Annotated in this window: 25 protein-coding genes, 1 tRNA gene, 3 pseudogenes and 1 other annotated feature; of the genes and pseudogenes, 18 read left to right on the forward strand and 11 right to left on the reverse strand. The window is 64.4% G+C overall.

Going from position 1 to position 26361, the window contains the following annotated elements:
* The first annotated feature begins 2 nt into the window (after window positions 1–2).
* Complete coding sequence (guaA, locus tag B7E02_RS04820) at window positions 3–1574, forward strand: glutamine-hydrolyzing GMP synthase (protein ID WP_080793563.1); 1572 nt, start codon at window positions 3–5, stop codon at window positions 1572–1574.
* A 144-nt stretch (window positions 1575–1718) separates the two neighbouring features.
* Window positions 1719–2069, forward strand: a complete 351-nt coding sequence (locus B7E02_RS04825) for an imm68 putative immunity domain-containing protein (RefSeq protein ID WP_425429787.1) — start codon at window positions 1719–1721, stop codon at window positions 2067–2069.
* Between the two features lie 88 nt (window positions 2070–2157).
* Here B7E02_RS04825 and B7E02_RS04830 read toward each other — a convergent pair whose 3' ends face one another.
* Window positions 2158–3300, reverse strand: a complete 1143-nt coding sequence (locus B7E02_RS04830; RefSeq protein WP_080793569.1) for a PspC domain-containing protein — start codon at window positions 3298–3300, stop codon at window positions 2158–2160.
* 115 nt (window positions 3301–3415) lie between these two features.
* On the opposite strand from B7E02_RS04830, the gene B7E02_RS04835 reads away from it, so the two are divergent.
* Genes B7E02_RS04835 through B7E02_RS04845 form a run of 3 tightly spaced genes read left to right on the forward strand, consistent with a single transcriptional unit; the run spans window position 3416 to window position 5622 of the window.
* On the forward strand, window positions 3416–4627 hold the full coding sequence (locus B7E02_RS04835) for an ATP-binding protein (protein WP_080793571.1): 1212 nt from the start codon (window positions 3416–3418) through the stop codon (window positions 4625–4627).
* 38 nt (window positions 4628–4665) lie between these two features.
* Window positions 4666–5358 (forward strand): response regulator, encoded by a 693-nt coding sequence (locus B7E02_RS04840; protein WP_080793573.1) that lies wholly within the window; start codon window positions 4666–4668, stop codon window positions 5356–5358.
* Between the two features lie 6 nt (window positions 5359–5364).
* Window positions 5365–5622, forward strand: coding sequence for a hypothetical protein (locus B7E02_RS04845; protein WP_245802163.1), 258 nt, complete (start codon window positions 5365–5367; stop codon window positions 5620–5622).
* On the opposite strand, the gene B7E02_RS04850 is transcribed toward B7E02_RS04845, so the two are convergent.
* Both B7E02_RS04850 and B7E02_RS04855 read right to left on the reverse strand, forming a co-directional pair.
* On the reverse strand, window positions 5614–6375 hold the full coding sequence (locus B7E02_RS04850; protein WP_080793575.1) for a nuclear transport factor 2 family protein: 762 nt from the start codon (window positions 6373–6375) through the stop codon (window positions 5614–5616). The genes B7E02_RS04845 and B7E02_RS04850 overlap by 9 nt on opposite strands.
* Window positions 6376–6391: 16 nt before the next feature.
* Complete coding sequence (locus B7E02_RS04855; protein WP_080793578.1) at window positions 6392–7825, reverse strand: gamma-aminobutyraldehyde dehydrogenase; 1434 nt, start codon at window positions 7823–7825, stop codon at window positions 6392–6394.
* Window positions 7826–8044: 219 nt separating this feature from the next.
* Here B7E02_RS04855 and B7E02_RS04860 point away from each other — a divergent pair, with 219 nt between their 5' ends.
* Together B7E02_RS04860 and B7E02_RS04865 are read left to right on the forward strand one after the other, a co-directional pair.
* A complete protein-coding gene (locus B7E02_RS04860) occupies window positions 8045–8788 on the forward strand; it encodes a FadR/GntR family transcriptional regulator (protein ID WP_080793581.1) in 744 nt (247 codons plus the stop codon).
* Window positions 8785–9459 carry a PDC sensor domain-containing protein gene (locus B7E02_RS04865; RefSeq protein ID WP_143336645.1) on the forward strand — a complete coding sequence of 225 codons (675 nt, stop codon included), beginning with the start codon at window positions 8785–8787 and terminating at the stop codon, window positions 9457–9459. Before B7E02_RS04860 ends, B7E02_RS04865 begins: the two co-directional genes overlap by 4 nt.
* Window positions 9460–9577: 118 nt before the next feature.
* Here B7E02_RS04865 and B7E02_RS04870 read toward each other — a convergent pair whose 3' ends face one another.
* The gene (locus B7E02_RS04870; protein ID WP_080793585.1) at window positions 9578–10021 is read right to left on the reverse strand and encodes a hypothetical protein; all 444 of its coding nucleotides are present in this window, start codon (window positions 10019–10021) and stop codon (window positions 9578–9580) included.
* A 115-nt stretch (window positions 10022–10136) separates the two neighbouring features.
* Between B7E02_RS04870 and B7E02_RS14740 the strand changes: the two genes are divergently transcribed.
* The 4 genes and pseudogenes from B7E02_RS14740 to B7E02_RS04890 form a co-directional block, all read left to right on the forward strand.
* Entirely contained in the window at window positions 10137–10547 is a 411-nt protein-coding gene (locus B7E02_RS14740) for an ATP-binding cassette domain-containing protein (RefSeq protein WP_179129655.1), read from the forward strand.
* A complete protein-coding gene (locus B7E02_RS04875; RefSeq protein ID WP_179129618.1) occupies window positions 10432–11001 on the forward strand; it encodes an ATP-binding cassette domain-containing protein in 570 nt (189 codons plus the stop codon). The genes B7E02_RS14740 and B7E02_RS04875 overlap by 116 nt, the downstream gene beginning before the upstream one ends.
* A gap of 251 nt (window positions 11002–11252) precedes the next feature.
* Window positions 11253–12173 (forward strand): annotated as a pseudogene (locus tag B7E02_RS14025) (IS3 family transposase); the annotation flags it as partial.
* Window positions 12174–12218: 45 nt separating this feature from the next.
* A pseudogene (locus B7E02_RS04890) lies at window positions 12219–13087 on the forward strand (transposase); the annotation flags it as partial.
* A 2-nt stretch (window positions 13088–13089) separates the two neighbouring features.
* Here B7E02_RS04890 and B7E02_RS14340 read toward each other — a convergent pair.
* The 3 genes and pseudogenes from B7E02_RS14340 to B7E02_RS04905 all read right to left on the reverse strand — a co-directional run.
* Window positions 13090–13995, reverse strand: a complete 906-nt coding sequence (locus tag B7E02_RS14340) for an IS3 family transposase (protein WP_342743706.1) — start codon at window positions 13993–13995, stop codon at window positions 13090–13092.
* Window positions 13906–14034: a sequence feature (AL1L pseudoknot), on the reverse strand. It overlaps the preceding gene by 90 nt.
* Complete coding sequence (locus tag B7E02_RS04900) at window positions 13995–14306, reverse strand: transposase (protein WP_080792459.1); 312 nt, start codon at window positions 14304–14306, stop codon at window positions 13995–13997. Its footprint overlaps the feature before it by 40 nt. The genes B7E02_RS14340 and B7E02_RS04900 overlap by 1 nt, the downstream gene beginning before the upstream one ends.
* Before the next feature lie 46 nt (window positions 14307–14352).
* A pseudogene (locus tag B7E02_RS04905) lies at window positions 14353–15051 on the reverse strand (IS256 family transposase); the annotation flags it as partial.
* A gap of 140 nt (window positions 15052–15191) precedes the next feature.
* Here B7E02_RS04905 and B7E02_RS04910 point away from each other — a divergent pair.
* Together B7E02_RS04910 and B7E02_RS14345 are read left to right on the forward strand one after the other, a co-directional pair.
* A protein-coding gene (locus tag B7E02_RS04910; protein WP_143336607.1) for an IS3 family transposase occupies window positions 15192–16480 on the forward strand; the annotation gives its coding sequence in 2 pieces (ribosomal slippage) (window positions 15192–15465 and window positions 15465–16480; 1290 coding nt in all).
* A 100-nt stretch (window positions 16481–16580) separates the two neighbouring features.
* A complete protein-coding gene (locus tag B7E02_RS14345) occupies window positions 16581–16742 on the forward strand; it encodes a hypothetical protein (protein ID WP_179129656.1) in 162 nt (53 codons plus the stop codon).
* Between the two features lie 81 nt (window positions 16743–16823).
* Here the strand turns inward: B7E02_RS14345 and B7E02_RS04920 are convergent.
* Window positions 16824–16896 (reverse strand) — tRNA-Lys (locus B7E02_RS04920).
* 389 nt (window positions 16897–17285) lie between these two features.
* On the opposite strand from B7E02_RS04920, the gene B7E02_RS04925 reads away from it, so the two are divergent.
* Together B7E02_RS04925 and B7E02_RS04930 are read left to right on the forward strand one after the other, a co-directional pair.
* Window positions 17286–18500 (forward strand): L,D-transpeptidase, encoded by a 1215-nt coding sequence (locus B7E02_RS04925; RefSeq protein ID WP_143336646.1) that lies wholly within the window; start codon window positions 17286–17288, stop codon window positions 18498–18500.
* Between the two features lie 93 nt (window positions 18501–18593).
* Window positions 18594–19883, forward strand: coding sequence for an alpha/beta hydrolase (locus tag B7E02_RS04930; RefSeq protein WP_245802164.1), 1290 nt, complete (start codon window positions 18594–18596; stop codon window positions 19881–19883).
* On the opposite strand, the gene orn is transcribed toward B7E02_RS04930, so the two are convergent.
* Window positions 19871–20521: an oligoribonuclease gene (gene orn, locus B7E02_RS04935; RefSeq protein ID WP_080793596.1), complete on the reverse strand. Its 651-nt coding sequence runs from the start codon at window positions 20519–20521 to the stop codon at window positions 19871–19873. The two genes, B7E02_RS04930 and orn, sit on opposite strands and share 13 nt — an antisense overlap.
* Before the next feature lie 3 nt (window positions 20522–20524).
* Window positions 20525–21325 (reverse strand): mycolate reductase, encoded by an 801-nt coding sequence (gene cmrA / locus B7E02_RS04940; protein WP_080793598.1) that lies wholly within the window; start codon window positions 21323–21325, stop codon window positions 20525–20527.
* Window positions 21326–21684: 359 nt separating this feature from the next.
* On the opposite strand from cmrA, the gene B7E02_RS04945 reads away from it, so the two are divergent.
* Genes B7E02_RS04945 through B7E02_RS04955 form a run of 3 tightly spaced genes read left to right on the forward strand, consistent with a single transcriptional unit; the run spans window position 21685 to window position 25885 of the window.
* Window positions 21685–23574 carry a beta-glucoside-specific PTS transporter subunit IIABC gene (locus B7E02_RS04945; RefSeq protein ID WP_080793600.1) on the forward strand — a complete coding sequence of 630 codons (1890 nt, stop codon included), beginning with the start codon at window positions 21685–21687 and terminating at the stop codon, window positions 23572–23574.
* 17 nt (window positions 23575–23591) lie between these two features.
* Window positions 23592–25034 (forward strand): 6-phospho-beta-glucosidase, encoded by a 1443-nt coding sequence (locus tag B7E02_RS04950; RefSeq protein ID WP_080793602.1) that lies wholly within the window; start codon window positions 23592–23594, stop codon window positions 25032–25034.
* Between the two features lie 11 nt (window positions 25035–25045).
* Window positions 25046–25885 (forward strand): PRD domain-containing protein, encoded by an 840-nt coding sequence (locus tag B7E02_RS04955; protein ID WP_245802165.1) that lies wholly within the window; start codon window positions 25046–25048, stop codon window positions 25883–25885.
* A gap of 105 nt (window positions 25886–25990) precedes the next feature.
* Here B7E02_RS04955 and B7E02_RS04960 read toward each other — a convergent pair whose 3' ends face one another.
* A complete protein-coding gene (locus tag B7E02_RS04960; RefSeq protein ID WP_080793606.1) occupies window positions 25991–26251 on the reverse strand; it encodes an anthrone oxygenase family protein in 261 nt (86 codons plus the stop codon).
* Window positions 26252–26361 lie beyond the last annotated feature (110 nt).

Raw genomic sequence — 26361 nt, forward strand, 5'->3', positions numbered from 1 at the left:
CCGTGAGCCTTACAACCAATCATCGCCCCGTACTTGTCGTAGACTTCGGCGCACAGTACGCGCAGCTGATCGCACGTCGCGTGCGTGAAGCCGGTATCTACTCCGAAGTTGTTCCGCACACCGCCACCGCCGCGGAGATCCAGGCGAAGAACCCCGCCGCCCTGGTTCTCTCCGGGGGCCCGTCCTCCGTGTACGCGGAGGGTGCGCCGTCCCTCGATCCCGAGATCCTCGGGCTGGGTCTGCCCGTTTTCGGTATCTGTTACGGATTCCAGGCCATGACCCATGCCCTGGGCGGCACCGTGGCAAACACCGGCTCCCGTGAGTACGGCCGCACCGATCTCCAAGTCGAGGGCGGCATCCTCCACGAGGGATTCGAGCCCACCCATACGGTGTGGATGAGTCACGGTGACGCTGTCTCGAAGGCGCCGGAGGGCTTCACTGTCACCGCAACCTCCGCGGGGGCGCCGGTGGCGGCCTTCGAGAGCGTCGAGAAGCGGATGGCCGGGGTGCAGTACCATCCCGAGGTGCTGCACTCCCCGCACGGTCAGGAGGTGCTCACCCGCTTCCTCACCGAGATCGCGGGTCTGGAGCAGGACTGGACCGCGGCCAACATCGCCGAGGAGCTGGTGGAGAAGGTCCGCGCGCAGATCGGCCCCGAGGGCCGCGCCATCTGCGGGCTGTCCGGCGGCGTGGATTCCGCCGTTGCTGCCGCCCTGGTGCAGCGTGCCATCGGTGACCGCCTGACCTGTGTCTTCGTTGACCACGGGCTGCTGCGTGCAGGTGAGCGTGAGCAGGTCGAGCACGATTTCGTCGCCGCGACAGGCGCGAAGCTGGTCACCGTCGATGAGCGGGCGTCCTTCCTGAGCAAGCTCGCCGGTGTCACCGATCCCGAGGCAAAGCGCAAGGCCATCGGCGCGGAGTTCATCCGTTCCTTCGAACGCGCCGTCGCCGGCGTGCTCGCCGACGCCCCCGAGGGATCCAGCGTGGATTACCTGGTCCAGGGCACCCTATACCCGGATGTCGTGGAATCCGGCGGGGGATCGGGCACCGCGAACATCAAGAGTCACCACAACGTAGGCGGACTGCCCGACGATGTGGAGTTCGAGCTCGTCGAGCCGCTGCGCCTGCTGTTCAAGGATGAGGTCCGCGCCGTCGGACGCGAACTGGGTCTGCCCGCCGAGATTGTCGGGCGCCAGCCCTTCCCCGGTCCGGGCCTGGGCATCCGCATCATCGGTGAGGTCACCGAGGAGCGCCTGGAGACCCTGCGCCAGGCCGATCTGATCGCCCGCACCGAGCTGACCGCCGCCGGCCTGGACGAGAAGATCTGGCAGTGCCCGGTTGTCCTGCTCGCAGACGTCCGCTCCGTCGGCGTCCAGGGCGACGGCCGCACCTACGGCCATCCCATCGTACTGCGCCCGGTGTCCTCCGAGGACGCCATGACCGCGGACTGGACCCGCCTGCCCTACGAGGTGCTGGAGAAGATCTCCAGCCGGATCACCAACGAGGTCGCCGACGTCAACCGCGTCGTCCTCGACGTCACCTCCAAACCGCCGGGAACCATCGAGTGGGAGTAGCGGGCCCCGGAGGGCGGCCCCACGCCTATCGACGCCCCCACCGCAGCGCGTACTGTTGACCGCAGCAGCCAACCAGTACCCGCGCAGAAAGCGAGCCGCACCTTGAGCTATTTGGACAGCTACTTCGGCACCTCCGCAGAGGCGATGGCCTTGATCGCCCACCTGGAGGCCACCGTCGATTCTGGAAACCCGGCCATCGAGGTGCGGCAGGTGTTCTCCGACCTCGGCCTCGACCGGCTCTCCGGAAACTACACCGACACTCGGATCGAGGGCTTCGGGGACGCCTTCATGCTGGTCGCGGCACTCGCCGCCCTCATCGTGGAATCCGAGCGCCTGACCTTCCACGTGGATTCCAAGGAGAACACGCAGATCAACACCGCACTGAAATACTTCGCGCTCTCGCCGGAGGACCATGCCGCGGCCAATCGTTTCGACGAGGACGACCTCAGCGAATTCGCCGATCTCAGTGAGCAGCTGCGGGGAAGGCTGGACTAGGCCGAGGTTGCCGCATCACTCGGCCGGGGCGGGTCGTTTCCCCCGGCGGGAAGTCACCCCCGGTCCGCTGCCGGAAACCGCCCCCGGTTCACTCCCCGCCGACGTTGACCCTCACATCACCCACACCGGATGACAGATTCACCTTCAACCGCTCCCCTTCGGCGCCGTCGTTGTAGGTCCCCGGGGTGCAGTTGCTGTCGCCGATACCGGTGACGCAGGTCAGCTCGACGGGAACGGTGGTGGGCAGAGTGATGGTTGTCTCGCCGATGCCGGTGTTGACGTAGATCTCGCGGGGGCTCTCCAGCGGGGTCAGTTTGCTCAGATCCAGATCCATCTCGCCGATGCCGGAGCTGTAGACCTCCTGGAGCTGATCGTTGGTGGGTGCGACCGAGAAGTCGCCGATGGTCACATCCTCGGAGTTGTCCAGGTGGTAGAAGGCGGAACCGAGGGTCCCGGCGATCATGAGGGAGACGGCGCCGGTTGCGGCCAGGCCCATGAGCACCCACGGCCAGACCCTGCGTTTGCGCCTGGTCGGCGGTTGCTGCTGATAGGCCATGGGCGCGTTCCACGCGTTGTTGTTCACGGCCAGCGGGTTCCAGGCCGGGGAGGTGGCGGACTGCTGGGCGAAGGGGGCGGGGTATCCCTCGACGGGGGTGATCGAACTGAGATCGGGTTGCGGTTGGGGGTAGAGGTTCGGATCGTAGTTCCGGTCGTTCATGGTGTCCTCGCTTCCTGGGGGGAGTAGTCCGAGCGGTGGGATGGGGTGGCGTTTGTACAGCGCCCAGAACATGGCGGCCAGCAGCACATAGGTCAGGGCGGAGGCGGTGCTGAAGAAGTCGGAGGTGCCCGCGGTGAACACTCCGGAGAAGAGCAGGAAGAAGATCAGCAGCCACCAGCCGTGGGTGCGGTCCCTGGGGTGCCCGGGTTTCCAGATCGCCTCCAGTGGTGACACCGGCACGGAGTACCGCGGCAGCAGCAGCCAGATGAGTAGATAGGCGCTGATCCCGGCTCCGAAGAAGCCGAGAATGACAAAGGTCAGGCGGATCAGCACTGGGTCGATCTGGTAGCGGATACCGATACCCTCGCAGACACCGGCGATCTTCGCGTTGCCGCCCTGCTCGGGTGGGATGCGCACGGGGCGGGTGTCCCAGATCTGGCGGACCACCCCCTGGGGACCTCTGGGTGTGTTCGCGCCCTCCTGTGCGAAGGGCAGATAGCCGTCGGTGCTCATGGTTTCAATCTTGGCGCGCCGGGGTGCTGAAAGGAATCGGGGAAGCCCCTGAGATCCGCCGTTTCAGGGTGTTCCCGGATGGTCGGTTCCGGTGACGGCGTGACAAGATCAAGGCATGAGTTCCACACCCGCGCCCTATTCTCCGCAGCCGGCGGGGCAGCTGGCGGCCCCCTATCCACGCTTCCTGCGTGCACGTCAGGGGCGCGTCGTCGCCGGTGTGGCCTCCGGGCTCGCCGAGCACCTGGGTGTCTCGGTGTTCTGGGTGCGCGCCATCCTGATCATCTCCGCCCTCCTGAACGGGGTGGGGTTGGTCGCCTACGCCCTGGTCTGGATCTTCACCGCCCTGGATTCCGCACCCGAGGGGGATGCGGGGTCCGCGCCGGCGGAAGGGGCGTCGATGGGCAGGGTGCTCTCCTGGGTGCTGGTGGTGGTCGCGCTGCTGGGCGCGGCCTTCTCACTCATGCTGACCACGGGTTTCGGGCTGGCGCTGATTATCCCGATCGTCATCGTCGGTGTCGGCATCCTCATGGTGTGGCTGGCCTATGACCGCGGGCTGGATTCGGGGGCGAATATCCTGATCATCGTCGCGGGCGGGGTGCTGGTTCTGGCGGCCATCGTGGTGGTGGTGATGAACTGGGACTCGCAGGCCGGTTTCGGGGCGGCGCTGACCACCGTGGTGCTCACCCTGCTGGGTGTGGCGGCGCTCGGTGTGCCGCTGTGGCTGCGGCTGTGGGACCAGCTGGGGGAGGAGCGTGCGGAGAAGGCCGCCGCCGCAGAGCGCGCCGAGATCGCCTCCCGGCTGCATGATTCGGTGCTCCAGACCCTGGCGCTGATCCAGAAACGCGCCGCCGACCCGGCAGAGGTCGCACGTCTGGCCCGTGGCCAGGAGCGCGAGCTGCGGCAGTGGCTGTTTGAATCCCAGGACAAGACCCCGCAGACCACCGGGACGGTGTTCACCGCACTGGAACGAGCGTGCGCGGAGGTGGAGGATCTCTTCGGTCTGCGCATCGTGCCGGTGACGGTGGGCACGGATGAGCCCTTAACCGATGCGACGCAGGCGGCGGTGCTGGCGGCGAGGGAATGCCTGGTCAACGTCGCCAAGCACGCCGGTGTGGAGACCGCCGATGTCTATGCCGAGATCCTGGCGGGGGAGCTCGGCATCTTCGTCCGCGACCGCGGCCGTGGCTTCGATCCGGACGAAGTTCCGGAGGGGCGCCACGGGCTCGCGGAGTCCGTGCGCGGGCGTGTGGAGCGTGCCGGGGGAACCGTGACGGTGAAGTCCACACCGGGGGAGGGAACCGAGGTTTCCATCACGATGGCCGTGTGAGGGGCGGCGCGTGCCCGTGGCGCGGTACCCTGAGACACATGGTTGATGTGTTCCTGGTTGATGATCACTCGGTGTTCCGCTCCGGCGTCAGAGCGGAGCTCGCCGACGCCGTCAGCATCGTCGGTGAGGCTGGCACCGTGGCCGAGGCGGTCAGTGGCATCACCGGGACACATCCCGACGTCGTGCTTCTCGACGTCCACATGCCCGACGGTGGCGGTCTCGCGGTGATCCGCGGCGTCAGTGAGGCGAAGGTGGACACCACCTTCCTCGCACTCAGCGTCTCCGACGCCGCCGAGGATGTCATCGCCGTGATCCGTGCCGGGGCCAGGGGTTATGTGACCAAGTCCATCTCCGGCGCCGAGCTCGTGGAGGCGATCGAGCAGGTCAACTCCGGTGACGCCTTCTTCTCCCCGCGGCTGGCGGGATTCGTGCTCGATGCCTTCGCCGCCCCCGACTCCGCCGCCGGCGCCGGCATCGTCGACGCCCCGGAGAAGGATGCCGCAGTGGAGAAGGGGGCGGTGGTCGATGATCCGGTGGTCGATGCCCTCACCCGCCGTGAACTGGAGGTGCTGCGCCTGCTGGCGCGCGGCTACACCTACAAGGAGATCGGCAGGGAGCTGTTCATCTCGGTCAAGACCGTGGAAACGCACGCCTCGAACATTCTGCGCAAGACCCAGCAGTCCAACCGCCACGCCCTGACCCGCTGGGCGCACTCACGGGATCTGGATTAGCCGCCCATGGACCCGAAATTCACCTTCCAGCCCACCCGTACCCTGCTGTTCAGCATCATCTTCACGGTGCTGGTGATGTGGCAGTCCGGTTTCTCCCTGTGGTTGGCGCTGCCGATCTGGTTCTTCATCTGGGCGGTGTTCATCTTCGGCCACAGCTTCTACAACTGGGCCAACCTCCAGCTGACCGCCCTGGGCAAACGCAACAAGGAGAAGCTGGATGAGATGGAGCGGGAGAAGAAGCGCCGGGGTCGGAGCTCAAAATAGTCCGTAGGTGTGCACCGCCTCCGCATCGGAGGGGATCGGGGTGATCGCATCCCAGAGTTCCACGATCCGGCCGTTGTCCACCCGCCACAGCTCATGGTAGGAGTGGCGCTGACCCGCGATGGATCCCTCGGACTGGGTGAGCACGAAGGGTCCGTCGGCCACGGTGCGGTGGATGCGGTCGTAGACCAGGCCCTGGCCGGAGTCGCGCAGCTCCTCCAGGAAGGTGATCACGTTATCCACGCCGTCGGCGATATCGGGGGAGTGCTGGGTGAGGTGGACGCCGTCGGTGTAGGTGCGGAAGGCCTCGTAGTCACCGTTGATCAGCGCCGCGGTGAAGAACTCGGTGACCAGCGCGCGGTTGGCCTCCGGGTCGCCGGTGGAGGTGTCGGTGGGGCCGTCGAGCTGGGTGCGCCCGGAGGCGTTCGGTGCGGCGACCGGAACCAGTCCGTCCCAGTGCTCGATGAGCAGTCCGTCGGCGACGCGGTAGAGATCGAAGCCGATGAGGTCGGTGTCGTCGAGGCCGGTGTAGCGGCCGTGGAGTGCCACCAGGTCGGCGTCGGCAAGCACGCGGACGTTGGTGTAGCTCAATGCCTCGCCCGCCTCGTCGACGAGGGTGGCCAGACCGGCGGCGCCGCCGGCGACCAGCGGCGAGTGCTCGATGAAATCGGGGTGGAAGGCGGTGTCGAGGACGGAGGTGTCGCGCGCATCGAAGAGCGTGGTGTGCGCGCTGAGCACGAGTTCCCTGTTGTTCATGGTGTGGTTCTTCCTGCTAGTCGGTGGCGCTCATGATGTGCTTGACGCGGGTGTACTCCTCGAGGGAGTACATCGACAGGTCTTTTCCGTAGCCGGAGCCGTCGAAGCCCCCGTGCGGCATCTCGGCGGTGAGCGGGATGTGGGTGTTCACCCACACCGCACCGAAGTCGAGGTCGCGGGTGAAGCGCAGTACCCTCTTGTGGTTGCTGGTCCACACACTGGAGGACAGGGAGAAGTCCACGTCGTTGGCCTTGTCTAGGGCGTCATCGTCATCGCGGAAGCTCTGCACGGTGATCACCGGACCGAAGATCTCCTGCTGGATGGCTTCGTCGTCCTGCTGCAGGCCGGTGATCACGGTGGGTTCGAAGAAGTAGCCGGGCCGGTCGATGCGGCTGCCGCCGGTGGCGATGGTGGCGTGGCCTGGCAGCCGCTCGATGAAGCCGGCGACGCGCTCGAGCTGCCGCGGGTTGTTCAGGGGACCGTAGAGGACATCCTCATCGTCGGGGTCACCGACCTTGACCTTGGCCACCTCGGCCAGGAGCTTGTCCACGAACACGTCGTGGATGCCCTCGGCCACCAGCACCCTGGTGGCGGCCGTGCAGTCCTGGCCGGCGTTGAACAGCCCGGTGGTGGCGATGGTCTCGGCCGCGACGTCGAGATCGGCATCCTCGAACACGATCACGGGGGCCTTGCCCCCGAGCTCGAGGTGCGCACGGGTGAGGTTGCGGGCGGCTGCGACCGCGACCTCGATACCGGCGCGGACGGAACCGGTGATCGAGACCAGGGAGGGCGTGCGGTGCGAGGCCACGAGTTCGCCTGTCCCGGCATCGCCGAGCACCACGTTGAAGGTGCCTGCGGGGAGGAACTCCGCGGCGATCTCGGCGAGGAGGAGGGTGCTCAGCGGTGTGGTGTCACTCGGCTTGAGCACGACGGTGTTGCCCGCGGCCAGGGCGGGACCGATCTTCCAGGCCGCGATCATCAGCGGATAGTTCCACGGCGTGACCTGCCCGACCACACCGAGGGGCTCGCGGCGGATCTGTGAGTTGTAGCCCTCGAGGTACTCGCCGGAGGAGCGTCCCTCCAGGACCCTGGCCGAGCCGGCGAAGAAACGCAGCTGGTCCGCCGTGGTGTCCACCTCCTCGGTGGAGACCAGGTGCCTGGGCTGGCCGGTGGTGATCACTTGGGCGTCGATGAGGCGGTCCCTGTTCGCCTCGACCGCGTCCGCGATGTGGAGCAGCGCCTGCTGGCGCGCGGAGGGGGTGGTGCGGCCCCAGACGGTGGCGGCGGAGCGGGCCGCGGCGTAGGCGGCGTCGATGTCCTCGGCGGTGGAGGCGGGGGAACGCCCGACCACGGATTCATCGACGGGGTTGATGATGTCGAAGAAGGTGGTGGCGGTCGAGTCGACGTAGGTGTTGTTGATGAAGTTCTGCAGTGGAGAGTTCTCGGGCATGGTGTCGTGCCTTTCTGCTGGTGGAGCTCGGTGGGTGTTGTGGGTGCTGAGGGTGCTGAGGGTGCTGAGGGTGCTGAGGGTGCTGAGGGTGCTGATTAAACCTTTAACTCCATAGGTTTAACTCAAAGCTATACCTCGACAGGTTTAGTGTCAACAGTCACATTCACCGACGAGGGGCCCGATGTGTCACCCGGGTGTGCATGGCCTATCGTTGAGTGCATGTCCGCCTCGGCCCCCACCCTCACCTCCGCCTTCCTCGGTCCGCTGCGCACGGATTCCCGACGCAGTGAGGTTGAGCGCCGGCTGGCGGATTCCATCCGGCTGGGGTTGATCGCCGAACGCGAGCAGCTGCCGAGCGAGGAGACCCTCGCCCAGCAGCTGGAGGTGTCCGTGGTCACGGTGCGCGAGGCCCTGGCGGGACTGCGCGCCCGCGGACTGATCACCACGCGCCGGGGTCGGGGTGGCGGGAGCTTCGTGTCCCCTGACCCACCGCTGCTCCAGGCCGAGGTCAGGGTCAGTCCCACCGAGCTCCGCGACCTCGCCGAGCACCAGGCGGCGATCGCGGGGCGCTCGGCGTGGCTGGCGGCGCAGAAGGCGAGCCCACGCGATCTGGAACGCCTGCGGGGGCTGGTGGACGCCTACACGGCGGCCACCGCGGCCAGCGCCAGGGTGCGCGCCGACAGCGGCATCCTCGTTGACCTGGCCACCGTGGCGCAGTCACCCCGGCTGACCAGGGCGCAGCTGACCCTGCAGATCGAGTGGGCGCCGCTGACACTGATGGTGCACGCCGATGAGCACGCAGCGGGCAGGGTGCGGGCGGATCTGGAGGATCTGCTGGGAGCGCTCGGTGATGCTGAACCACCGCGCGCCAGGCAGAGCGTCGAGGCCCATATCGCGGCCAACGTCACCGATATTTTGCGGGCGCACGTGGCGGCCCTCCGCGGTGGACTCGCGGGGCAATGATGGCCCATGGTGCAGTGATGGAGACCGCGGAGGTGATCGGTGCGGTGGAGGCGGAACTGCGCCTGATCCTAGATCCCGCGGTCGCGCTGGTGGAGATGATCGCCGATGCGTGCACCGGAACCGCCGCGACCGGTCCCGCCGCCCTCACCGCCCACATCGCGCCCCTGCTGCCACGGATTCCGGCAACCATCGCCGGAGTCGGCCTGGCCTTCCGCCCCGACCTCGTCAGGGCCGGGACGGGGAAGGGAAACGGGCACGTCGAGTGGTTCTCCACACTCGGCGGCGGGGCGTTGCGCACGGTGATCGACACGACCACCGCCATCACCTACACCGACCTGGAATGGTACCGGCTGGCCATCGGCGTCCCGGCCACGACGATCCACGGCCCCTACGTCGATGCGCTGTGCAATGACCGCTACACCGTCACCGTCAGCAGACCGGCCGGCGATCAGCCGCCGATCGGCGTGGCGGTGGCCGATATCCTCGTCTCCGAGATCGAGGCCCGACTGCTGCCGCTGATGGTGGCAACGCCCACGCCGCTGGCCGTGGTCAACAGCGACGGGCGCGTGCTCACCTCCACCGATGTTGAGGTGACCACCGGTTCGATGGTGCCACCCCCGCCCGCCGGCGACCGACCTTTCCATGTGCTCGAGGTCCCGCGAAACCATTAGGACGGACGGGGTGGCGCACGGGGGAGCGTTAAGGGGGAGTTGCGTTACCCGGGGAACGTGCAGGGGGTTCGTGCAGCGCGGGTGCGTGCCGACGCCCACCGCGGGTGCGTGCTCGTACCTAGGTGTTCCTGCGGGGCTGATCAACGAAGGCCAGCGCGCGGCTGCCGTCGATGTGCGGGAAGGTCAGGAACATCCACCCGGACACGAGCAGCCACACCAGAACGGACAACCACAGCGGTGCGCAGCCGAGCAGGGGTGCGAGCATGAGTGCCAGCCAGGTGATGAACAGTGGCAGCACCCCGCCGGGGGTGGGCATGGCGCTGAGGTTGTGCTGGTCCCGGAATGCCTTGATGTGCCCGCGATAGGGATGGGCGAAGGTGATCAGGATAGCCAGTGCCAGACAGGCCGCCACCACACCGAATCTGACTCCGGGTTCGAGACCGGTTGTCAGCACCGCCACCGCCGCACCCACGAGTATGGAGGCGGAGCCGCGGACGATCGCCGGGGTGGGGATCGGGGTGGTGTGGGATTTCATGTTGGCGTAGCCGCTCAGTGCATCCATATCCGATAAGCATATGAGAATCCCGGTTGGGTGGCGAAACTCCCGCCGCGGGCAGCGGTGGCAGTGGTGGCGGTAGGACCAAGGGTGGTCCAAGCGCTACGGGCGCACGACCGCGGTGTCCAAGCTGAGCTTCACCGCGCCAAACGGTAGCATCACCGGCTTCCTCGGCCCCAACGGTGCGGGCAAGTCCACCACGATGCGTTGCATGCTCGGCCTGGACGGTGCCGATGCGGGCACCACGCTTTTCGACGCCCGCCCGCTTCACGCCTCACCGCACCCCGCCACCGTCGTCGGGGCGGTCCTCGATGCCGGCTGGTACCACCCGGGCAGGACCGCCAGGGGCCACCTGCAGGTCACCGCGGCATCGGCGGGTCTCCCGCTGAACCGGGTTGGACAAGGTCCTCGACACCGTGGGACTCACCCCGGCCGCGCACCGCAGGGTCGGTGGATTCTCCCTCGGCATGAAACAGCGCCTCGGCCCGGCCTCGGCGCTGCTCGGAAATTCGAAGAACCTCATCCTCGATGAACCGGTCAACAGCCTAGATCCGGGGCGTGTGCACTGGATGTGCGGAGCGATGCGCAGCGCCGTAGCGGAGGGCAGGGCCGTACTGGTGTCCTCGCATCTGCTCTCGGAGATACAGATCATCGCCGATCGTCTGGTGGTCATCGGGCGCGGTGAGCTGATCGGCGATCACTCCATGGCGGAGTTCCTCGCGCAGGGTACGAAGACCATCCTTGCGCACACCGATGACGATCCACACCTGCGCACCGCCCTGGAAAACCGGGGTGCTGAGGTCCGCATCAGCCAGGAGCGCCTCGTGATCGCCGTCAACGTCGCCATCCCCGGCACCATCACCGTATCCAGGGCGTGCTGGAACGAGGGGATCCTCATCTTCTCCCTGACACAGTCAACCCCGTCCCTCGAGGAGAACTTCCTCCAGCTCACCGACTCTGCCGCCGTCTTCCGCGCCGACGTCTAAAAGAAAAGAGCCGTCATGCTTGCGCACTCAAGGCCGAGACTCTTCGGCTGTTCACACTGCGCTCCACAATCGTCTACGCCATCCTGCTCACCGGTGCCCTGTACGGTCCGCCCGTGCTCGTTGTTCTGCTCGGCGATGGCGGCTCCACTTACACCGCACCCGATCTGGGCCAGTTCGCCATGATCGGACCTGACCCCTGTTTGGTGGACACCCAGACACCAGCATGATGCTGGGAAAGGTACTCTGCCACCATGCCAAGCAAGACCTATTCGGAGGAGCTCAAGCGCGACGCCGTCGCGCTCTACGAGAACTCCACAGGCGCGTCGATCCAGACCATCGCCAACGACCTCGGGGTCAACCGCAATACTCTCCAGAACTGGCTCAAGAAATACGGCACCGGAGCCCGCACCAACATCACCACCACGGAGTCACCCTCGTCGACCTCGGTGACTGAAGCCGAGCGGATCCGCCAACTGGAACGGGAAGTCAGCCGGCTCAGGGAAGAACGCGACATCCTGCGCAAGGCGGCTAAATATTTTCCCGGCAAGAGACGAGACTTTGATCCGCTTTAAGGTTCGTTGATGACGCTAAGGAAAACCACTCGGTTAAGCGGTTATGTGACGTGTTGAAACTCAACAGGTCTTCCTACTACAAATGGAAAAACAGCAGCTCAGCTCGCAGAAAACGACTCATATCCGACGCAATCCTCGGTGCCAGGGTCAAGACTGCATTCGCCGCAGAACGCGGTTGTTACGGGGCTAAACGCATCACGGCTGAACTCAAGGACCAGGCAGATCATTCCCCTGTGAATCACAAGCGGGTCGCCCGGGTAATGCGTTCGCTGAAGCTGTTCGGCTATTCGAAGAAACGCAAGGTCACCACCACCATGGCCGACAAGACCAAGGCGGTGTTCCCTGACCTTGTCGGCCGGAAGTTCACCGCTGAAAAGCCGAACCGAACTTACGTCGGGGACATCACATATTTGCCGATTGCAGATGGGTCGAATATGTACCTGGCCACCGTGATTGACTGCTATTCCCGCCGGCTGGTGGGCTTCGCGATTGCGGACCACATGCGCACCAGCTTGGTTCGAGATGCCTTGCTCATGGCGAAAGGCCAGCGTGGAAGCCTGGCCGGGGCAGTTTTCCACTCGGACCACGGGAGCGTGGGCGGATTCAACTGGTCGTCGCAACACCTCGATGACATGGAGGTGTGTGATGCTACGTCGTCAGGCGGATGCGGATCGAGCGGTGCGACAACCGATGCGCTCTCCGGGGCGCCCGCCCCCGCGACGTGAGGTCGAGCGGGCATTCTGGGTACAGATCGCTGATGGGCTTACGAGCGAGGATGCCGCGGTTGCTGTTGGTGTGTCAGCACCGGTGGGTACGCGGTGGTTTCGCCATGCTGGAGGTATGCCTCCACTAGATCTTGCTCCAGCTGCTGGCCGTTATCTCTGCTTTGCTGAGCGTGAAGAGATCGCGCTGTTACACGTTCAAAATGTCGGCGTCCGTGAGATCGCCCGACGACTCGGACGCGATCCCGGGACAGTCTCCCGGGAACTGCGGCGAAACGCCGCGACCCGTGCCGGGGAAGTGGAGTACCGGGCTTCCGTTGCGCAGTGGAAGGCCGAGTCTGCGGCCAAGCGGCCCAAACAAGCGAAACTGGTGACCAACACCGCGCTGCGTGACTATGTGCAACAACGCCTTGAGGGCAGCGTCAGTCTGCCGGACGGGACGGTAGCTCAGGGGCCCGATGCACCGCGTTGGAAGGGACGAAACAAGCCACACCGAGAGGACCGTCAATGGGTCACGGGTTGGAGCCCGGAACAAATCTCGCACCGGCTGAAAGTTGATTTCCCTGATGATGGTGCCATGCGGATCAGCCACGAAGCGATTTACCAGTCACTGTTCATCCAGGGGCGCGGCGCACTCAAGCGCGAGCTCGTCACGTGTCTACGCACTGGTCGAGCGCTGCGGAAACCACGACGGCGTTCACGGAACAAGCCACAAGGCCATGTCACAGACGATGTCGTCATCTCCGAGCGTCCTGTCAAGCCCCGGGTTTTGTAGAGGGTGATTTACTTGTCGATCAGGCCGCGTAGGCCTGATACTTCTGCCATTCCTGGTGAACTTCCTTCGGCGGGCGATGAGCCAGTGCGGAGTGCAACCGGCGGTTGTTGTACCACCCGATCCACTTCGAGGTCGCCACGATCACATCGGTCAGCGCCGGCCACGTCCTGCGGTCGATCAGCTCGGCCTTGAACATCGAATTCAACGCCTCGGCCATCGCGTTGTCATAGGAGTCGCCGCGGGATCCGACCGAGGCCACGACCTTCGACTCCGCCAATGACTCGCCGTAGGTAATAGAGCGGTATTGCACTCCACGGTCGCTGTGGTGGATCAGCCCAGAGACGTCCTCACCAGCGCGAAGACGAGCCGACAGGGCCATATCCAAGGCATCGCGGGCCAACGAGACCCGCATGTGGTTCGTCACTTGCCAACCGATGATCTCACGGGTGTAGGCGTCCAACACAAACGCCGCATACACCCACCCGGCCCGGGTGGGGATATAGGTGATATCGGCGACCCACAGCATATTCGGCGCGGTCACGGCGAAGTTGCGCTCCACCAGGTCGACAGGACACTCGCCGGCGTCGGCGCTGCGAGTTGACGGTCTTTTCTTCCGCCGCCGGATCCCCTTCAGCCCGTCGGTCGCCATGAGACGCTCGACGGTGCAGCGGGCGACGTGACCGAAGGTGGCCTCGCGGTTGATCTCCGCCCACAGCTTCCGGGCGCCGTAACATGAGTAGTTGTCTTCGAAGATCCGGCGCAGTGCCCGGGTGATCTGCTTGTCCCGGATGGACCGGGCTGATTCAGGCCGTGATTTGTGGGCGTAATACGTGCTCAGGGCTATCTTCGCGCTGGTGGTGGCCAGGACGCGGATGATGGGCTCGACCCCGAACTGAGCACGGTTGTCGTCGATGAAGGTGACGATTACTTGTGTGGGCGGTCGAGCTCCGCCGCGAAAAAAGCCGAGGCTTTCTTGAGGATCTCGTTGGCGCGTTTGGCTTCGGCGAGCTCGGCCCGCAGCCTGCGGTTTTCTGTTTCCAGGTCCATCGATTCGGCCGGTGTGTCGGTTCCGGATTGCTTGTGGGTGCGGACCCAGACGCGCAGGGTTTCCTTGCTCACGCCGAGTTCGTCGGCGATGCGGGTGACCGCGCCCCGGGCGGTGACGGGATCAGCTTGAGCGTGGAGCACGAGTTCTACAGCGCGCTGCTTGAGCTCGACAGTGTATTTGGTGGGCATGTAAGGGTTTCCTTTTCCAATTTCCTACCCTCCATTAAACCCGGGGCGAACCACCTTCCTCTTTCGCCAACCAGATACCCAGAATGTGCTTGATCCCGTCCATGTCTACTCCGATGGCTAGGTAAGCAGACTTGTTGACTACCCGACCCCCGTCACGGACTTTGATACGTAACGCGTCGAGGAAGATCACCGGGTAAAAGTCATCGAGCTGGCGGTTTTGCCAGATCATCACCTCATCTAAAACAGCATCAGTAACTGCGGAAATAGTTTCATGGGAGATATCCACGCCCATCGAGGTGATCATGTGGTGTTGGATGTCTCGTACAGTCATGCCCCCGGCGTACAAGCTGATGATCATGTCGTCAACGTCGGTGAGCCGACGGGAGCCTTTGGGCACCATCGCCGGTAGGAACGAGCCGTTACGGTCCCGAGGGACTGACACGTCCACAGGCCCATAGTTCGAATCAACTCGCTTGGGGTAGGAACCGTTGCGGGAGTTGTTCTGCCCAGCAGCTGTCTTGCTGTTTCGGTCGCCATGCTGGTAGCCGAGGTGGGCGTCCATTTCCGCGTTCAAACCCCGATTGATCGAGGCCTGAAGCAGACCCCGGACAAGGTCGTTGGCATCGGTAGTTGAGGTACCAAGCTCGTCGATCAGCTTGGCCATTTCCGGATTAGCCAGGAGCTTTTCCTCAATTGCTTTGATCCGTGCGGAATCTGCTGGGTCTCGTTTAGCCACAGTGGTCATTATGGTTTATCTCCTTGATGTGAAGGAAGTCCCTCACACACAAACCATTAGACACTCTCGATTCAGCAGAGAATCCCGGCCATCTCAGTGAACCGGCCCAGGTTTGATGCCGCATCTTTTCGAGTTGAGAGGATGGCTTCATGCCAAAGAAGATTGATGCGCAGGTCCGTGAACGAGCGGTCAGGCTGGTGCGCGAGCACCGATCGGAGTACCCATCGAACGCGAAGGCGATCGCAGCCGTTGCGCGTCAGGAGGGCGTCGGCGTGGAGTCGCTGCGCCGGTGGGTGATCCAAGCTGAGATCGATGCCGGCACCAGAGAAGGTCAAACCAGCGAAGAGCACGCTGAGATCAAGCGGCTCAAAGCCGAGAACCGTCGGCTCCGTGAGGACGTAGCGATCCTGCGCGCGGCGACGACTTTCTTCGCGGGGGAGCTCGACCCCCGCAACCGTTGATGATGGGCTTCATCGACCAGATGCGTTCGGAGGGCTTCGCCGTCGAGTCGATCGTTCGCGTCCTGCGTGAGCAGGGCATGAAGATCGCGGCACGCACCTACCGGTCCTGGAAACGCCCCCGGATTTCGGCCCGTACAGTAGCCGACGCGATGGTCGTGGACGCGGTCCGTGACGCCGCCTGGACGACCGTCGAGGATCAGGCCGGTGAGCAACGTCGTCGGATGACTCCGGAGGGGTTGTACGGGCGGAAGAAAATGACCGCCCTGATCCGCCGCACCGCGCTCCCGGAGGCCTCCCGCGGGGCAGTCGACCGTGCCATGCGGGCATTGGGGCTTTCGGGCGTCACGCGGGCGAAAGCGATCCGTACGACGATCCGTGTGAAGGACGGGATCCGGGCCGGGGATCTGCTGAACCGGGACTTCACCGCCCCGCGGCCCGATCACACGTGGGTCACCGATTTCACCTATGTCCGCACTTGGGCGGGATGGGTGTATGTCGCGTTCATCCTCGACGTGTTCTCGCAACGCATCGTGTCTTGGCACGTCCAGACCACCAAGCATGTCGACCTCGTCATGATCCCGCTGCGCATGGCGCTCTGGGAACGTGACCGGCAAGGCCACCGAGTCGGCCCCGGACAACTGCGGCACCACTCGGATGCGGGGGCCCAATACACCTCCGTGATGCTCACCGAGCATCTCGCGCTCGAGGGTATCGCCGCCTCGATCGGGACCGTCGGCGATGCGTACGACAACGCGCTTATGGAGACGATCAACGGGCTCTACAAGGCCGAATGCGTGCGTACGACGATCTTCCACGACGGCCCCTACAAGACAATCGCAGACGTCGAGTTCGCGACCGCCGGATGGGTCGACTGGTACAACAACCGAAGGCTTCACGGTAGCCTTGGAATGGTCAGCCCCGACGAGTTCGAGGCGACCTACTACGCGGCCCTCACCGAGGAGTCGCTCCCCGCATAGAAGCGGCACAGAACCCGGGCCGGTTCACATGCGGACGAAGTTCCGGGACGCGCTCGATCATCAGGTGGAAGGGGCGACGTTGCGGAGTTTCCGGCCGACTGTGGCCACCAGGCTTGAGCGGGCTGTGGGTGTGAAGGAAGCGGCGCGGCAGTTGGGGCACGAGTCCCCGGCGATCACGGGACGGCACTACATTGAGCGGGCGTCGACGGCGGGGGATTACACGGCGGTGCTCGATAGGCTGTTCTCGGGAACTGCGGAGTAAGTGAGGAGTGAAGCAACCCCTATACCAACATGAAAAGAACCCCCGATGACCTGTATTGCCTGGTCATCGGGGGTTTTATTGTGCGCCATCAGGGAATCGAACCCCGAACCCTCTGATTAAGAGTCAGATGCTCTACCAATTGAGCTAATGGCGCATGTTGTTGTTGAGGCGCTGGCCTCGTTGGCAACGAAGAAAAATATAACAGGAGTGGTCGGGGCTTGTAAAATCCGCAGCTGAGAGGCGTCTTTCGTGGGGTCGGGAGGGATGGGTAGGCGCCTTTGATAACGATTTGCCAACGAAACCTGTAGAGGCTTCGAAACCGGTAACAGGGTATCTGGGGGCGTCGATAAGCTTCAGTGAATCATTTGAGCGAAAAATGACTTCCACGCTTGGGAAAAGCGGATCCTAACGATTTGGTGAAGACTGCGATTCCCCGGCGCGGCAGGCTGGTTTCTTACTCGGCCTGGCGAGTAGCGTTATGAAAAGTCTTGATCCCCTGCCTGCCGGCGGGGGAGGAGTGTTGTGCCGGGAAGGGCGAGACAGTTGCATTGGGTTCAAAACAGGCGCGCGGTCGCCTTGTCCTTGTTGGCGGTTCTGACAGCGGGGGCCGTTGCGCTCAGCGGCTGCACCATTGATCGTGAGGGTGCCCGTGATTCGGGTTCCTCCGCATCCACCGGTGAACAGGTGGCCGATGTCAGACATGCCGCTCCGGCGGTGTCCGTCAGTGACGGCGCCGAGGACGTCAATCCGGCGGAACCGGTGGTGGTGAAATCCCTCGGGGAGGGGCTCAGTGACGTCACCATGACAAATGAGGACGGCTACGAGGTCGAGTCCGAGCTCAGCTCGGACAAACTGACCTGGACCACCGATGAAACGCTCGGCTACAACCGGACCTACACCGTGGAGGCGACCGATAACAACGGTGAAAGCACGACGGTGGTCTTTGATACCGCCAGGCCCAGCGCCACCACCACGGTTGCCCTGTCACCGCTGGCCGACTCTACCGTCGGCGTGGGCCAGACGATCGGTTTCCGCTTCGCCTCGCAGATCAAGGATCGCCAGGCCGTCCAGGATGCCATCACGATCACCACCTCCCCGCACGTCGATGGCGCCTTCTACTGGTTGAACAACAACGAGCTGCGCTGGCGTCCGGAGGAGTACTGGACCCCCGGGACCACGGTGTCGGTCGAGGCTGACATCTACGGCAAGGACTTCGGCGGCGGGGTGTGGGGAGATTCCGACAACGCCACCAATTTCACCATCGGTGACCGCGTCGAGGCTGTGGTCGACGATTCCACAAAGACCATGAGCGTCTACCGCAACGGCGAGGTGCTGCGCACCGTTCCCGTGTCCCTCGGGCGCGACACCGCGGACTGGGCCACCCCCAACGGCACCTACATCATCGGCGACCGCAATCCCGAGATGATCATGGATTCGACCACATTCGGCCTCGGCTATGAAAACGGCGGTTACCGGACCCCGGTGAAGTACGCCACCCAGATGTCCTACTCGGGTATCTACGTCCATGCCGCCCCCTGGTCCGTGTGGGCGCAGGGAAGCTCGAACACCTCCCATGGTTGTGTCAACGTCTCCACCGAGGACGCCGCATGGTTCCAGGACACGGTCAAGCGTGGTGACATCGTCACCGTTAAGAACACCGTCGGCGGAACCCTCAGCGGCTATGACGGTCTGGGCGACTGGAACATTCCCTGGTCCGAATGGAGCAAGGGAAACGCGGATGAGACCACTGCGCGCTAAGCCTGCACATTGCCTGGGCTAGGAGCGTGAACTACACTGGCAACCTGTTTTTAAACCGGCGGTCACACTCCCTGTGGAGTCTGGCGGCCGGTATTGCACATTTTTCTCAGCGTCAAGGGCACAAGGGGAGACGAGATGCCACCGATCGGGCAGGCACGGCAGTGGGTGGATCGTTTCGGCTCCATCCATGATGAGCTGTCGCCCGGTGCACCCATGCGGCTCCTGCATTCGAACGCCAGGGTGACCGGACCCCTGGAGGACGCCTGGGCGGAATCGGTGCGCAAGGGCGGTGAGCATTCCGCGCGACGGTGCGGGGATATGGCGGTCAAGGCGTTGGCCACCCCGAACCCGATCATCGAAGAGGATCCCAGCGGCGACCCCGACATGCGCCTCTACACCTGGGTCGTGGAGAGCCCCGGTTCCGCGGGAGTCCTGTTGTGGATCAACGGACTCTTCGACAGCTCCGATGCCGGCGGATCCGAGATGCACCGGCTGGAGGGATCGGACCTGTGGACGCTTTCGGTTCGGATGCCCGCGTCCTGGCGTGCCTCGTACACGATCAGTACCTGGGACGGCGAAGGTCAGGCGCCCTGGCGTGCCGGCATCGACGCCCGTGCCGCCCTGGCCCTCGGCCGCCCCGATGACCGCAACCTCGGGCGTGTGCTGAACTCCTCCCTCGTTGAGGGACCGGATGCGCCGCTGGACCGCTGGGCGGCGGCGTCGACAAGCGTCCCGGTGGTGGAGGAGACCGTCGGTGGCGTGCACTTCTGGGTCTACGCCCCGCCCGTCGGGGTGGAGACCCCGCTGCTCATCCTTTTCGACGGCCAGTACTGGAACGGCGGACTGGAACTGCCGCGCCAGATCGACGCCGCGATCAGGGCCGGCCAGCTGCCACCGGTGCATGTGCTCATGATCGATTCCGTGGACACCGAGGCACGGTGGGACACCGTCGGTGTCCCCGGTGGCCAGGTGGACACGCTTATCGACGCCATCCTCCCGCACGTCCGCAGCCACTTCAGCGTCAGCGACCGCGGCGACCGCACCATCGCCTCCGGCGCCAGCCTCGGTGGGTTGGCCTGCCTATGGGCACTCGCGCTCTCCCGTGGTGAGGTGGGGCACGCGATCGCGCAATCGCCGTCACTGTGGCGCTTCAACGTCGCCGACGCGCTCTCCGCCGCCGAGGACTGGGTGTCCATCCAGCTGCAGGCGGGCAAGTACGAGGGCGAGATGCTCCAGCTGTCCCATCAGCTCGCCGAGGACCTCTCCGGCGATATCAGGGATGTACGTGTGCAGCGCGTCTACGGCGGCCATGACTGGGCCTGGTGGCGCGTGCACATGCTCAATGCGTTGAGCGAGATGCTCAGCGGCTTCTACTCAAAGTAGCCGGCGAAGCGCTCGGTCGCCTGCTCCGCCGCCTCGGTGCACTCCTCGGATGTGGGACCCGGCTCGGCGATGAAGAAGGAACGGCGGTAATACTCCAGCTCACGGATTGATTCCACGATATCGGCCAGTGCGCGGTGCGCGAGACCCTTCTCCGGCTGTTTGTAGTACACACGTGGATACCAGCGCCTGGCGAGCTCCTTGACAGAGGAGACATCGACCATGCGGTAGTGCAGCGCGGCATCCAGGCGGGGCATCTGCTCGCGGATGAAGGAGCGGTCCGTGGCAATGGAGTTGCCGGCCAGCGGTGCCGGATGCGCGGGGTCGCAGTGCTGCTCGATCAGAGCGAGCACCGCATCCTCCGCCTCTCTGAGACTGACACCCGAGCGGCGGATCTCCGCGGTCAGCCCGGAGGAATCGTGCATGTTGGTGACGAAATCATCCATCTGTGCCAGTTCATCCTCGGTGGCGTGGACCACAAGATCCACGCCCTCGCCGATGATGTTGAGTTTCGCGTCGGTGATCAGGGCCGCGACCTCCACAATGACGTGCCGGTCCAGGTCCAGGCCGGTCATCTCCAGATCGACCCATACCAGCCGGTCATCGCGGTGGGCAACGGCGGGGGAGCTACCTTCAGTCATCTTCTAACCCATCTTCTTGTAGATCTGCCCCATCAGCGGGGATAGAACAGCGGTCGGTGCGATTGCGGAAACGGCGTTCATCGCCTTGGCCAGCGGTCCGGGCACCACCCTGCGCCGGTTCCTCGCCAGCGCGCGCAGCGTCTCCGCGGAACAGGATTCATAGGTGGTCCACAGAAAATCCGGTACGACCCTGTCCACCACGGATTTCTCCGCCTCCGGGATCTCGGATTCCCGCACCGGCCCCGGTGCCAGGAGCGTGCAGGCCACTCCCGTCCCGCGCAGCTCATAGTGCAGGGCCTCGGTGAAGGCGTTGACACCGGCCTTGGTGAACACATAGGTCGCATTGTTCGGGATAGGGACATTCCCGGCTGCGGAGCCGACATTGCAGATCGCACCGACGCCGCGGTCGATCATTCCGCCGAGCACTGCGTGGGTCAACTCGAACACGGCGGTCGCGTTGAGATCAAACTGGGTGACCTCGTAGTTCCAATCCTGATCCTTGAACGCCCCGAAGCTGGCTATGCCCGCGGAGTTGATGACAATGTTGATCTCCCGCTGCGAGATCTCCGCGATCAGGGCGGCCCGCTGATCCCTGTCGGCCAGATCCACCGCGCGCACCTCCACGGTGACCCCGTGCCTGCTCTGAAGATCCTCCGCCAGTTCCTTCAACACATCCTCGCGGCGCGCGACGATGATGAGGTTGTGCCCGTAGCGGGCGAGGTCGGCGGCGATAGCCCGGCCTATGCCCTGGCTGGCGCCGGTGACTAGCGCCCGCGCCTCGGGACCGGGGGTTGGCAGTGCCATGGAAACTCCTTAACAGCTCAATTCTCTACCAGGGCAATGCTACGGCACGGCGGACCACCGGTGTGCAGGGCGCTCGGCGATGCCATCCCGGGGTCGGGAGGGTAGGGGACGTGAGATGATCGGGAGGCGGTGAGAGGCAGCTCACTCTTGACTGGCAGTGTGGCGTGGCTAGAATGAAAGATGTTCATCCCCGAAACACAGGACGCCGTTCCTCCGGGGAGCAGGATTGTTACCCTCGATGTCGGGGCAAGACCTGGATGACAACGCAGCTGCTGCGTTGTCATCCAGGTCTTTGTCGTTTTTCGGGGTGACCACCGCTCCCGGAACCACGGCACAACACGAAAGGAGCTGGAGCGGTCATGGTCACAAGGACCGATTTTCAGCCGTTGGCAGCCGATGTCGTCGAGGCCCTGGGAGGCCCGGACAACATTTCCACCTTCACCCATTGCGCAACCCGCCTGAGATTCAAGGTCAAGAACCCGGACAAGGCGGATCTGAAGCGGGCCGAGTCCATTCCCGGGGTGCTCACCGCACTCGCCGCAGGTGGCCAGCACCAGGTGGTCATCGGCAACGAGGTGCCGCTGGCCTATGAGGCCGTGGTGGCCGTGCCCGGAATGAGATCCAAGGGCATCAGGGACAACGACGGTGGCGGGGAGGAGGATTCCGGTACCGAGACGGACAAGAACCTCTTCAACCGTTTCATCGATCTCATCTCAGCGCTGTTCTCCCCGGTCATCTGGTGTCTCGCCGGCATCGCCATCGGCAAGGCGTTCCTCAGCATGTTCTCCCAGTTCGGCTGGATCGATCCGGAGGGCGGCAACTATATTGTCTTCAACGCCGCATTCGACGGCCTGTTCTACTTCCTCCCGCTGTTCCTCGCCCTGACCGCGGCCAGGAAGTTCAAGGTCAACCAGTTCGTCGCGCTGTCGGTGGTGGCGGCCCTGCTTCACCCTTCGATTGTCACCCTGGCGGAGACCGGAGGCTCCACCCTCCTCGGACTGCCCTTCCCGTCGATGACCTATTCCTCCTCGGTGATCCCCGCGATCATCGCGGTGTGGGCCACCGGATACCTGCAACGGTGGTTGGAACGGGTGCTCCCGGGAGCGATCCGCAACTTCCTCACACCCCTGATCTGCGTGGTCATCATGGTCCCGCTGGTGCTGCTGACCATCGGTCCGGCGACCACGTGGCTGTCGGTGGCGATCTCCGACGGAATCGGATACCTCTTTGTCACCGTGCCGTGGCTGGCGGGCGCACTGATGGGCGGTTTCTGGCAGGTGTTCACCATGTTCGGCCTGCACTGGGGTTTCGTACCGATCTTCCTCAATGACATTTCCGCGAGCGGTCACACCTTCCTTCTGGCTCCGCTCATGGCCGCGGTGCTCGCGCAGGCGGCGGCGACGCTGGCGGTGTTCTTTGTCACTCGGAATCCGGACCGGAAGAAGATCGCGGGTCCGGCCGCATTCTCCGGGTTTGTAGCCGGTGTCACCGAACCGGCCATCTACGGTGTGAATCTGCCGCTCAAGGTCCCCTTCTACATGGGTCTTGCGGGCGGTGCGGTCGGAGGTGCGATCATCGCCAACAGCCACAATGCGGCCACCGCCTTCGTGTTCCCCTCCCTCCTGGCACTTCCGGCGTTCACCTCCGTGGGTTCCTTCACCGTGCAGCTCCTGGGCTCCGGCATTGCGATTGCCATCGGGTTCTTCGGCACCCTTGTCCTCGCCCGCAGGGCGGAGAGGAAGGAGAGCGAGTCCGGGGCCGCGGCACAGGATACCGCGGCGCGGGACCAGGCGACGAGTCAGATCCTACTTCCGGTGACTGGTCGGGTGGTTCCACTCGAGCAGATCAATGACAAGGTCTTCGCCTCCGGTGCCATGGGCCAGGGAATCGGTGTCGTACCCTCCTCCGGCACGGTGACCTCGCCGGTCACCGGCACCGTCATCGCGGTGCAGAGCTCCGGCCACGCCTACGGCATCAAAACCGATGATGGTGTGGAGGTGCTCGTCCACGTCGGGATCGACACGGTGTCGCTGAAAGGTGAAGGGTTCACTTCCCTGGTCACCCGTGGTGACCGCATCGCCGCAGGGTCACCCCTTGTTGAGGTGGACCTCGCCGGCGTCGAGAAGCAGGGTTTCGACACCACCACCGTGCTGGTGGTGACCAATTCGGCCAAGCTGACCGCGGTCACCCCGGTTCTGGGTCCGGATGAGGCACAAGCAGGTACCGTTGCCCTCAAGGTCACGGTCTGAGAGAAGGAGATTCAACCATGGCTGAACAACAATCCACCGCATTTCCCGAGGGTTTCCTCTGGGGCGGTGCCATCGCCGCCAACCAGGTCGAGGGTGCCTTCACCGACGGGGGCAAGGGACTGTCCATCCAGGACGTCATGCCCCATGGTATCCAGACGCCACCGACGGTGGGGCCCACCGCCGATAACCTCAAGCAGGAGGGCATCGACTTCTATCACCGTTACGCCGAGGACATCGCGCTGTTCGCGGAGATGGGCTTCACGGTGTTCCGCTTCTCCATCGCGTGGTCGCGGATCTTCCCCAACGGGGACGAGACCGAACCGAACGAGGAGGGTCTGGCCTTCTACGATCGCGTGCTCGACGAGCTGGAGAAGTACGGGATCGAGCCGATGGTGACCATGAGCCACTATGAAACCCCGCTCCATCTCGCGAGGGAGTACGGCGGGTGGCGCAACCGGAAGCTCGTTGGATTCTTCGAGCGCTACGCCCGCACCATCCTGCAGCGCTACGCAGGCAGGGTGAGGTACTGGCTGACCTTCAATGAGATCAACTCGATCCTCCATGAACCCTTCCTGTCCGGCGGTATCGAGGCGCGGCCGGAGGAGATCGGTGACCAGGTGCTCTACCAGGCCATTCACCATGAAATGGTGGCCTCGGCCCTGGCGACGAGAATCGCCCATGAAATCGACCCGGACAACAGGGTCGGCTGCATGATCCTTGCCGTGCCGCGCTACCCCTTGACCCCGGACCCGCGGGACGTGCGCCGGGCCCAGTGGGAGACACAGCGGGATCTCATCTTCGCCGACATTCACACCCGCGGCGAATACCCGCACTCGGCTCTGCGCTATTTCCGGGACAACGGCATCACCATCGACTTCGCCGACGGCGATGCGCAGCTGCTGCGGGAGCACACTGTGGATTTCGTCTCCTTCTCCTATTACATGTCCGCCTGCGCGACGGCGGATCCGGAGAAGCAGAACCCCGGTGAGGGAAACATCATCGGAGGAGTGCCCAATCCGCTGCTTCCCCGGTCGGAATGGGGATGGCAGATCGACCCCCTCGGGCTGCGGATCATCATGAACACCTTCTGGGACCGGTGGAACAAACCGCTGTTCATCGTGGAGAACGGTCTGGGGGCGAAGGACGTGCTTATCGACGCCCCCGACGGCGGCAGGACGGTCGCCGATGACTACCGCATCACCTATCTCAACGACCACCTGTACCAGGTGGGGGAGGCCATCAGGGATGGCGTGGAGGTCTGGGGTTACACCACCTGGGGCCCGATCGATCTCGTCAGTGCGGCGACCGCACAGATGTCCAAGCGTTACGGATTCATTTATGTCGACCGTGGTGATGACGGCGGCGGAACGCTCGAGCGGTACAAGAAGGCGTCCTTCGACTGGTACGCAGACGTCATCGCCACCAACGGAGCCTCGCTGAGAGGGGACACCCCGAAGTGAAGGTGCTGCGGGTGCTCAACAACAATGTTGTGCTCTCCCGGCGTGATGACGGTACCGCGGTGGTGCTCACCGGGCTCGGCATCGGGTTCAGGGCGAAGCCGGGGGACGGTGTGGATGAGGCCGCAGTCAGCCAGGTCTTCGTGCCGGAGAACAACCGTGACTCCGATGCGATGGCGGCCATGCTCGCGGCTATTCCACAGCGCTTCCTTGAGCTGACGACCCGTGTGCTCGAGGCCACCCACCTGCGCGATGACTGGGCCTCGGCGACGGTGATCGCGCTGGCCGACCACCTGTCGATGGCGGTGCGCCGGGTGGCCATGGCTGGTGACACACCCAACCCCCTGCTGGTGGAGGTCTCCCACCTCTACCCGGATGAGTACGCGGCGAGCCTGCGGATTCTGGAGGCGGTGAACGCGGAGCTGGATTCCCCGCTGCCGGAGTCTGAGGCAACGGCGATTGCCATGCACCTGGTCAATGCGGGTTTCCGGACCGGTGATCTCAGCGACACCTATCTGATGACCGGGGTGTTCAGCCAGCTCTTCGAGGTGATCGATTCATCCTTTGGAATCCGGGTGGACCAGGGGTCGGTGACCGCCGCCAGGTTCATCACCCATATGCGCTACTTCTTTGTCCGTGCGGCGCAGGGGGCGCAGTTGCGCGAGGGGATGTCGGTGCTTCTGGACAGCCTCGAACACAGTCATCCTGAGGCGGTGGACTGCGCGCGGAGGACCGGTGTCATCCTTGAGCTCCGCCTGGGCACTGCGCTCACCGAGGATGAGGTGGCCTACCTGTCGCTGCACATCGCCAGGTTGGTGGCGGAGGCGGCACCGGGTGTGGACCGTTCATCTTGAGGAGTCAGGCCCGACCCCTGAGGTCACAGGAGCGGGACAAAGCCGCCAGACCTCACCTGCCCGGCGTCAACCGGATCGCCGGGCACCGGGGTCGATTGCAGGGCCTCATTCATCGGGACGTTGATCATGGCGGTCAGCATCGGGCCGCCGTGAGCAGGAGTGCGCCACCGCTGCGATGATCAGTACCAGCGGTGTGAGGAAGAAGACGGGGAAGAACACCGCATTGCTCACGGAGGCGTTCATCTCCTGCATGGGGCCCCACATCGTGGAACAGACCCAGGCGTAGAAGAACCTGGCGATCAGTCCGGTCAGGAGCACGGCGGACAGCGTTGCATATAGGGAGGGGGAAAGGAACAGTGGTCGCATCGCGACTCCGTAAAAGCGAACCGTTGTCTATCCGTACTTCTGAGTACGGTTGTCACGGGTTTCCCGCGGTGCACCGGGGTCGGTGCAATAGGATCGGGAGGCACGGACAA

It is taken from the genome of Corynebacterium pacaense (genome assembly GCF_900169525.1).
In the GTDB taxonomy this organism is placed as follows: Bacteria; Actinomycetota; Actinomycetes; order Mycobacteriales; family Mycobacteriaceae; genus Corynebacterium; species Corynebacterium pacaense.

Bases quoted from the DNA above. Each gene is read 5' to 3' on its own strand.
- B7E02_RS04830 (WP_080793569.1), bottom strand. From the start codon at position 3,300: ATGAGCACCGACGGCTATCTGCCCTTCGCACAGGAGGGCGCGAACACA.
- B7E02_RS04950 (WP_080793602.1), top strand. From the start codon at position 23,592: ATGGCTGAACAACAATCCACCGCATTTCCCGAGGGTTTCCTCTGGGGC.
- B7E02_RS04855 (WP_080793578.1), bottom strand. From the start codon at position 7,825: ATGCCCGAGAACTCTCCACTGCAGAACTTCATCAACAACACCTACGTC.
- B7E02_RS04835 (WP_080793571.1), top strand. From the start codon at position 3,416: ATGAGTTCCACACCCGCGCCCTATTCTCCGCAGCCGGCGGGGCAGCTG.
- orn (WP_080793596.1), bottom strand. From the start codon at position 20,521: ATGACTGAAGGTAGCTCCCCCGCCGTTGCCCACCGCGATGACCGGCTG.
- B7E02_RS04850 (WP_080793575.1), bottom strand. From the start codon at position 6,375: ATGAACAACAGGGAACTCGTGCTCAGCGCGCACACCACGCTCTTCGAT.
- B7E02_RS04860 (WP_080793581.1), top strand. From the start codon at position 8,045: ATGTCCGCCTCGGCCCCCACCCTCACCTCCGCCTTCCTCGGTCCGCTG.
- B7E02_RS04960 (WP_080793606.1), bottom strand. From the start codon at position 26,251: ATGCGACCACTGTTCCTTTCCCCCTCCCTATATGCAACGCTGTCCGCC.
- B7E02_RS04945 (WP_080793600.1), top strand. From the start codon at position 21,685: ATGGTCACAAGGACCGATTTTCAGCCGTTGGCAGCCGATGTCGTCGAG.
- B7E02_RS04865 (WP_143336645.1), top strand. From the start codon at position 8,785: ATGATGGCCCATGGTGCAGTGATGGAGACCGCGGAGGTGATCGGTGCG.
- B7E02_RS04840 (WP_080793573.1), top strand. From the start codon at position 4,666: ATGGTTGATGTGTTCCTGGTTGATGATCACTCGGTGTTCCGCTCCGGC.
- B7E02_RS04900 (WP_080792459.1), bottom strand. From the start codon at position 14,306: ATGCCCACCAAATACACTGTCGAGCTCAAGCAGCGCGCTGTAGAACTC.
- cmrA (WP_080793598.1), bottom strand. From the start codon at position 21,325: ATGGCACTGCCAACCCCCGGTCCCGAGGCGCGGGCGCTAGTCACCGGC.
- B7E02_RS04845 (WP_245802163.1), top strand. From the start codon at position 5,365: ATGGACCCGAAATTCACCTTCCAGCCCACCCGTACCCTGCTGTTCAGC.
- B7E02_RS04825 (WP_425429787.1), top strand. From the start codon at position 1,719: ATGGCCTTGATCGCCCACCTGGAGGCCACCGTCGATTCTGGAAACCCG.
- B7E02_RS04870 (WP_080793585.1), bottom strand. From the start codon at position 10,021: ATGGATGCACTGAGCGGCTACGCCAACATGAAATCCCACACCACCCCG.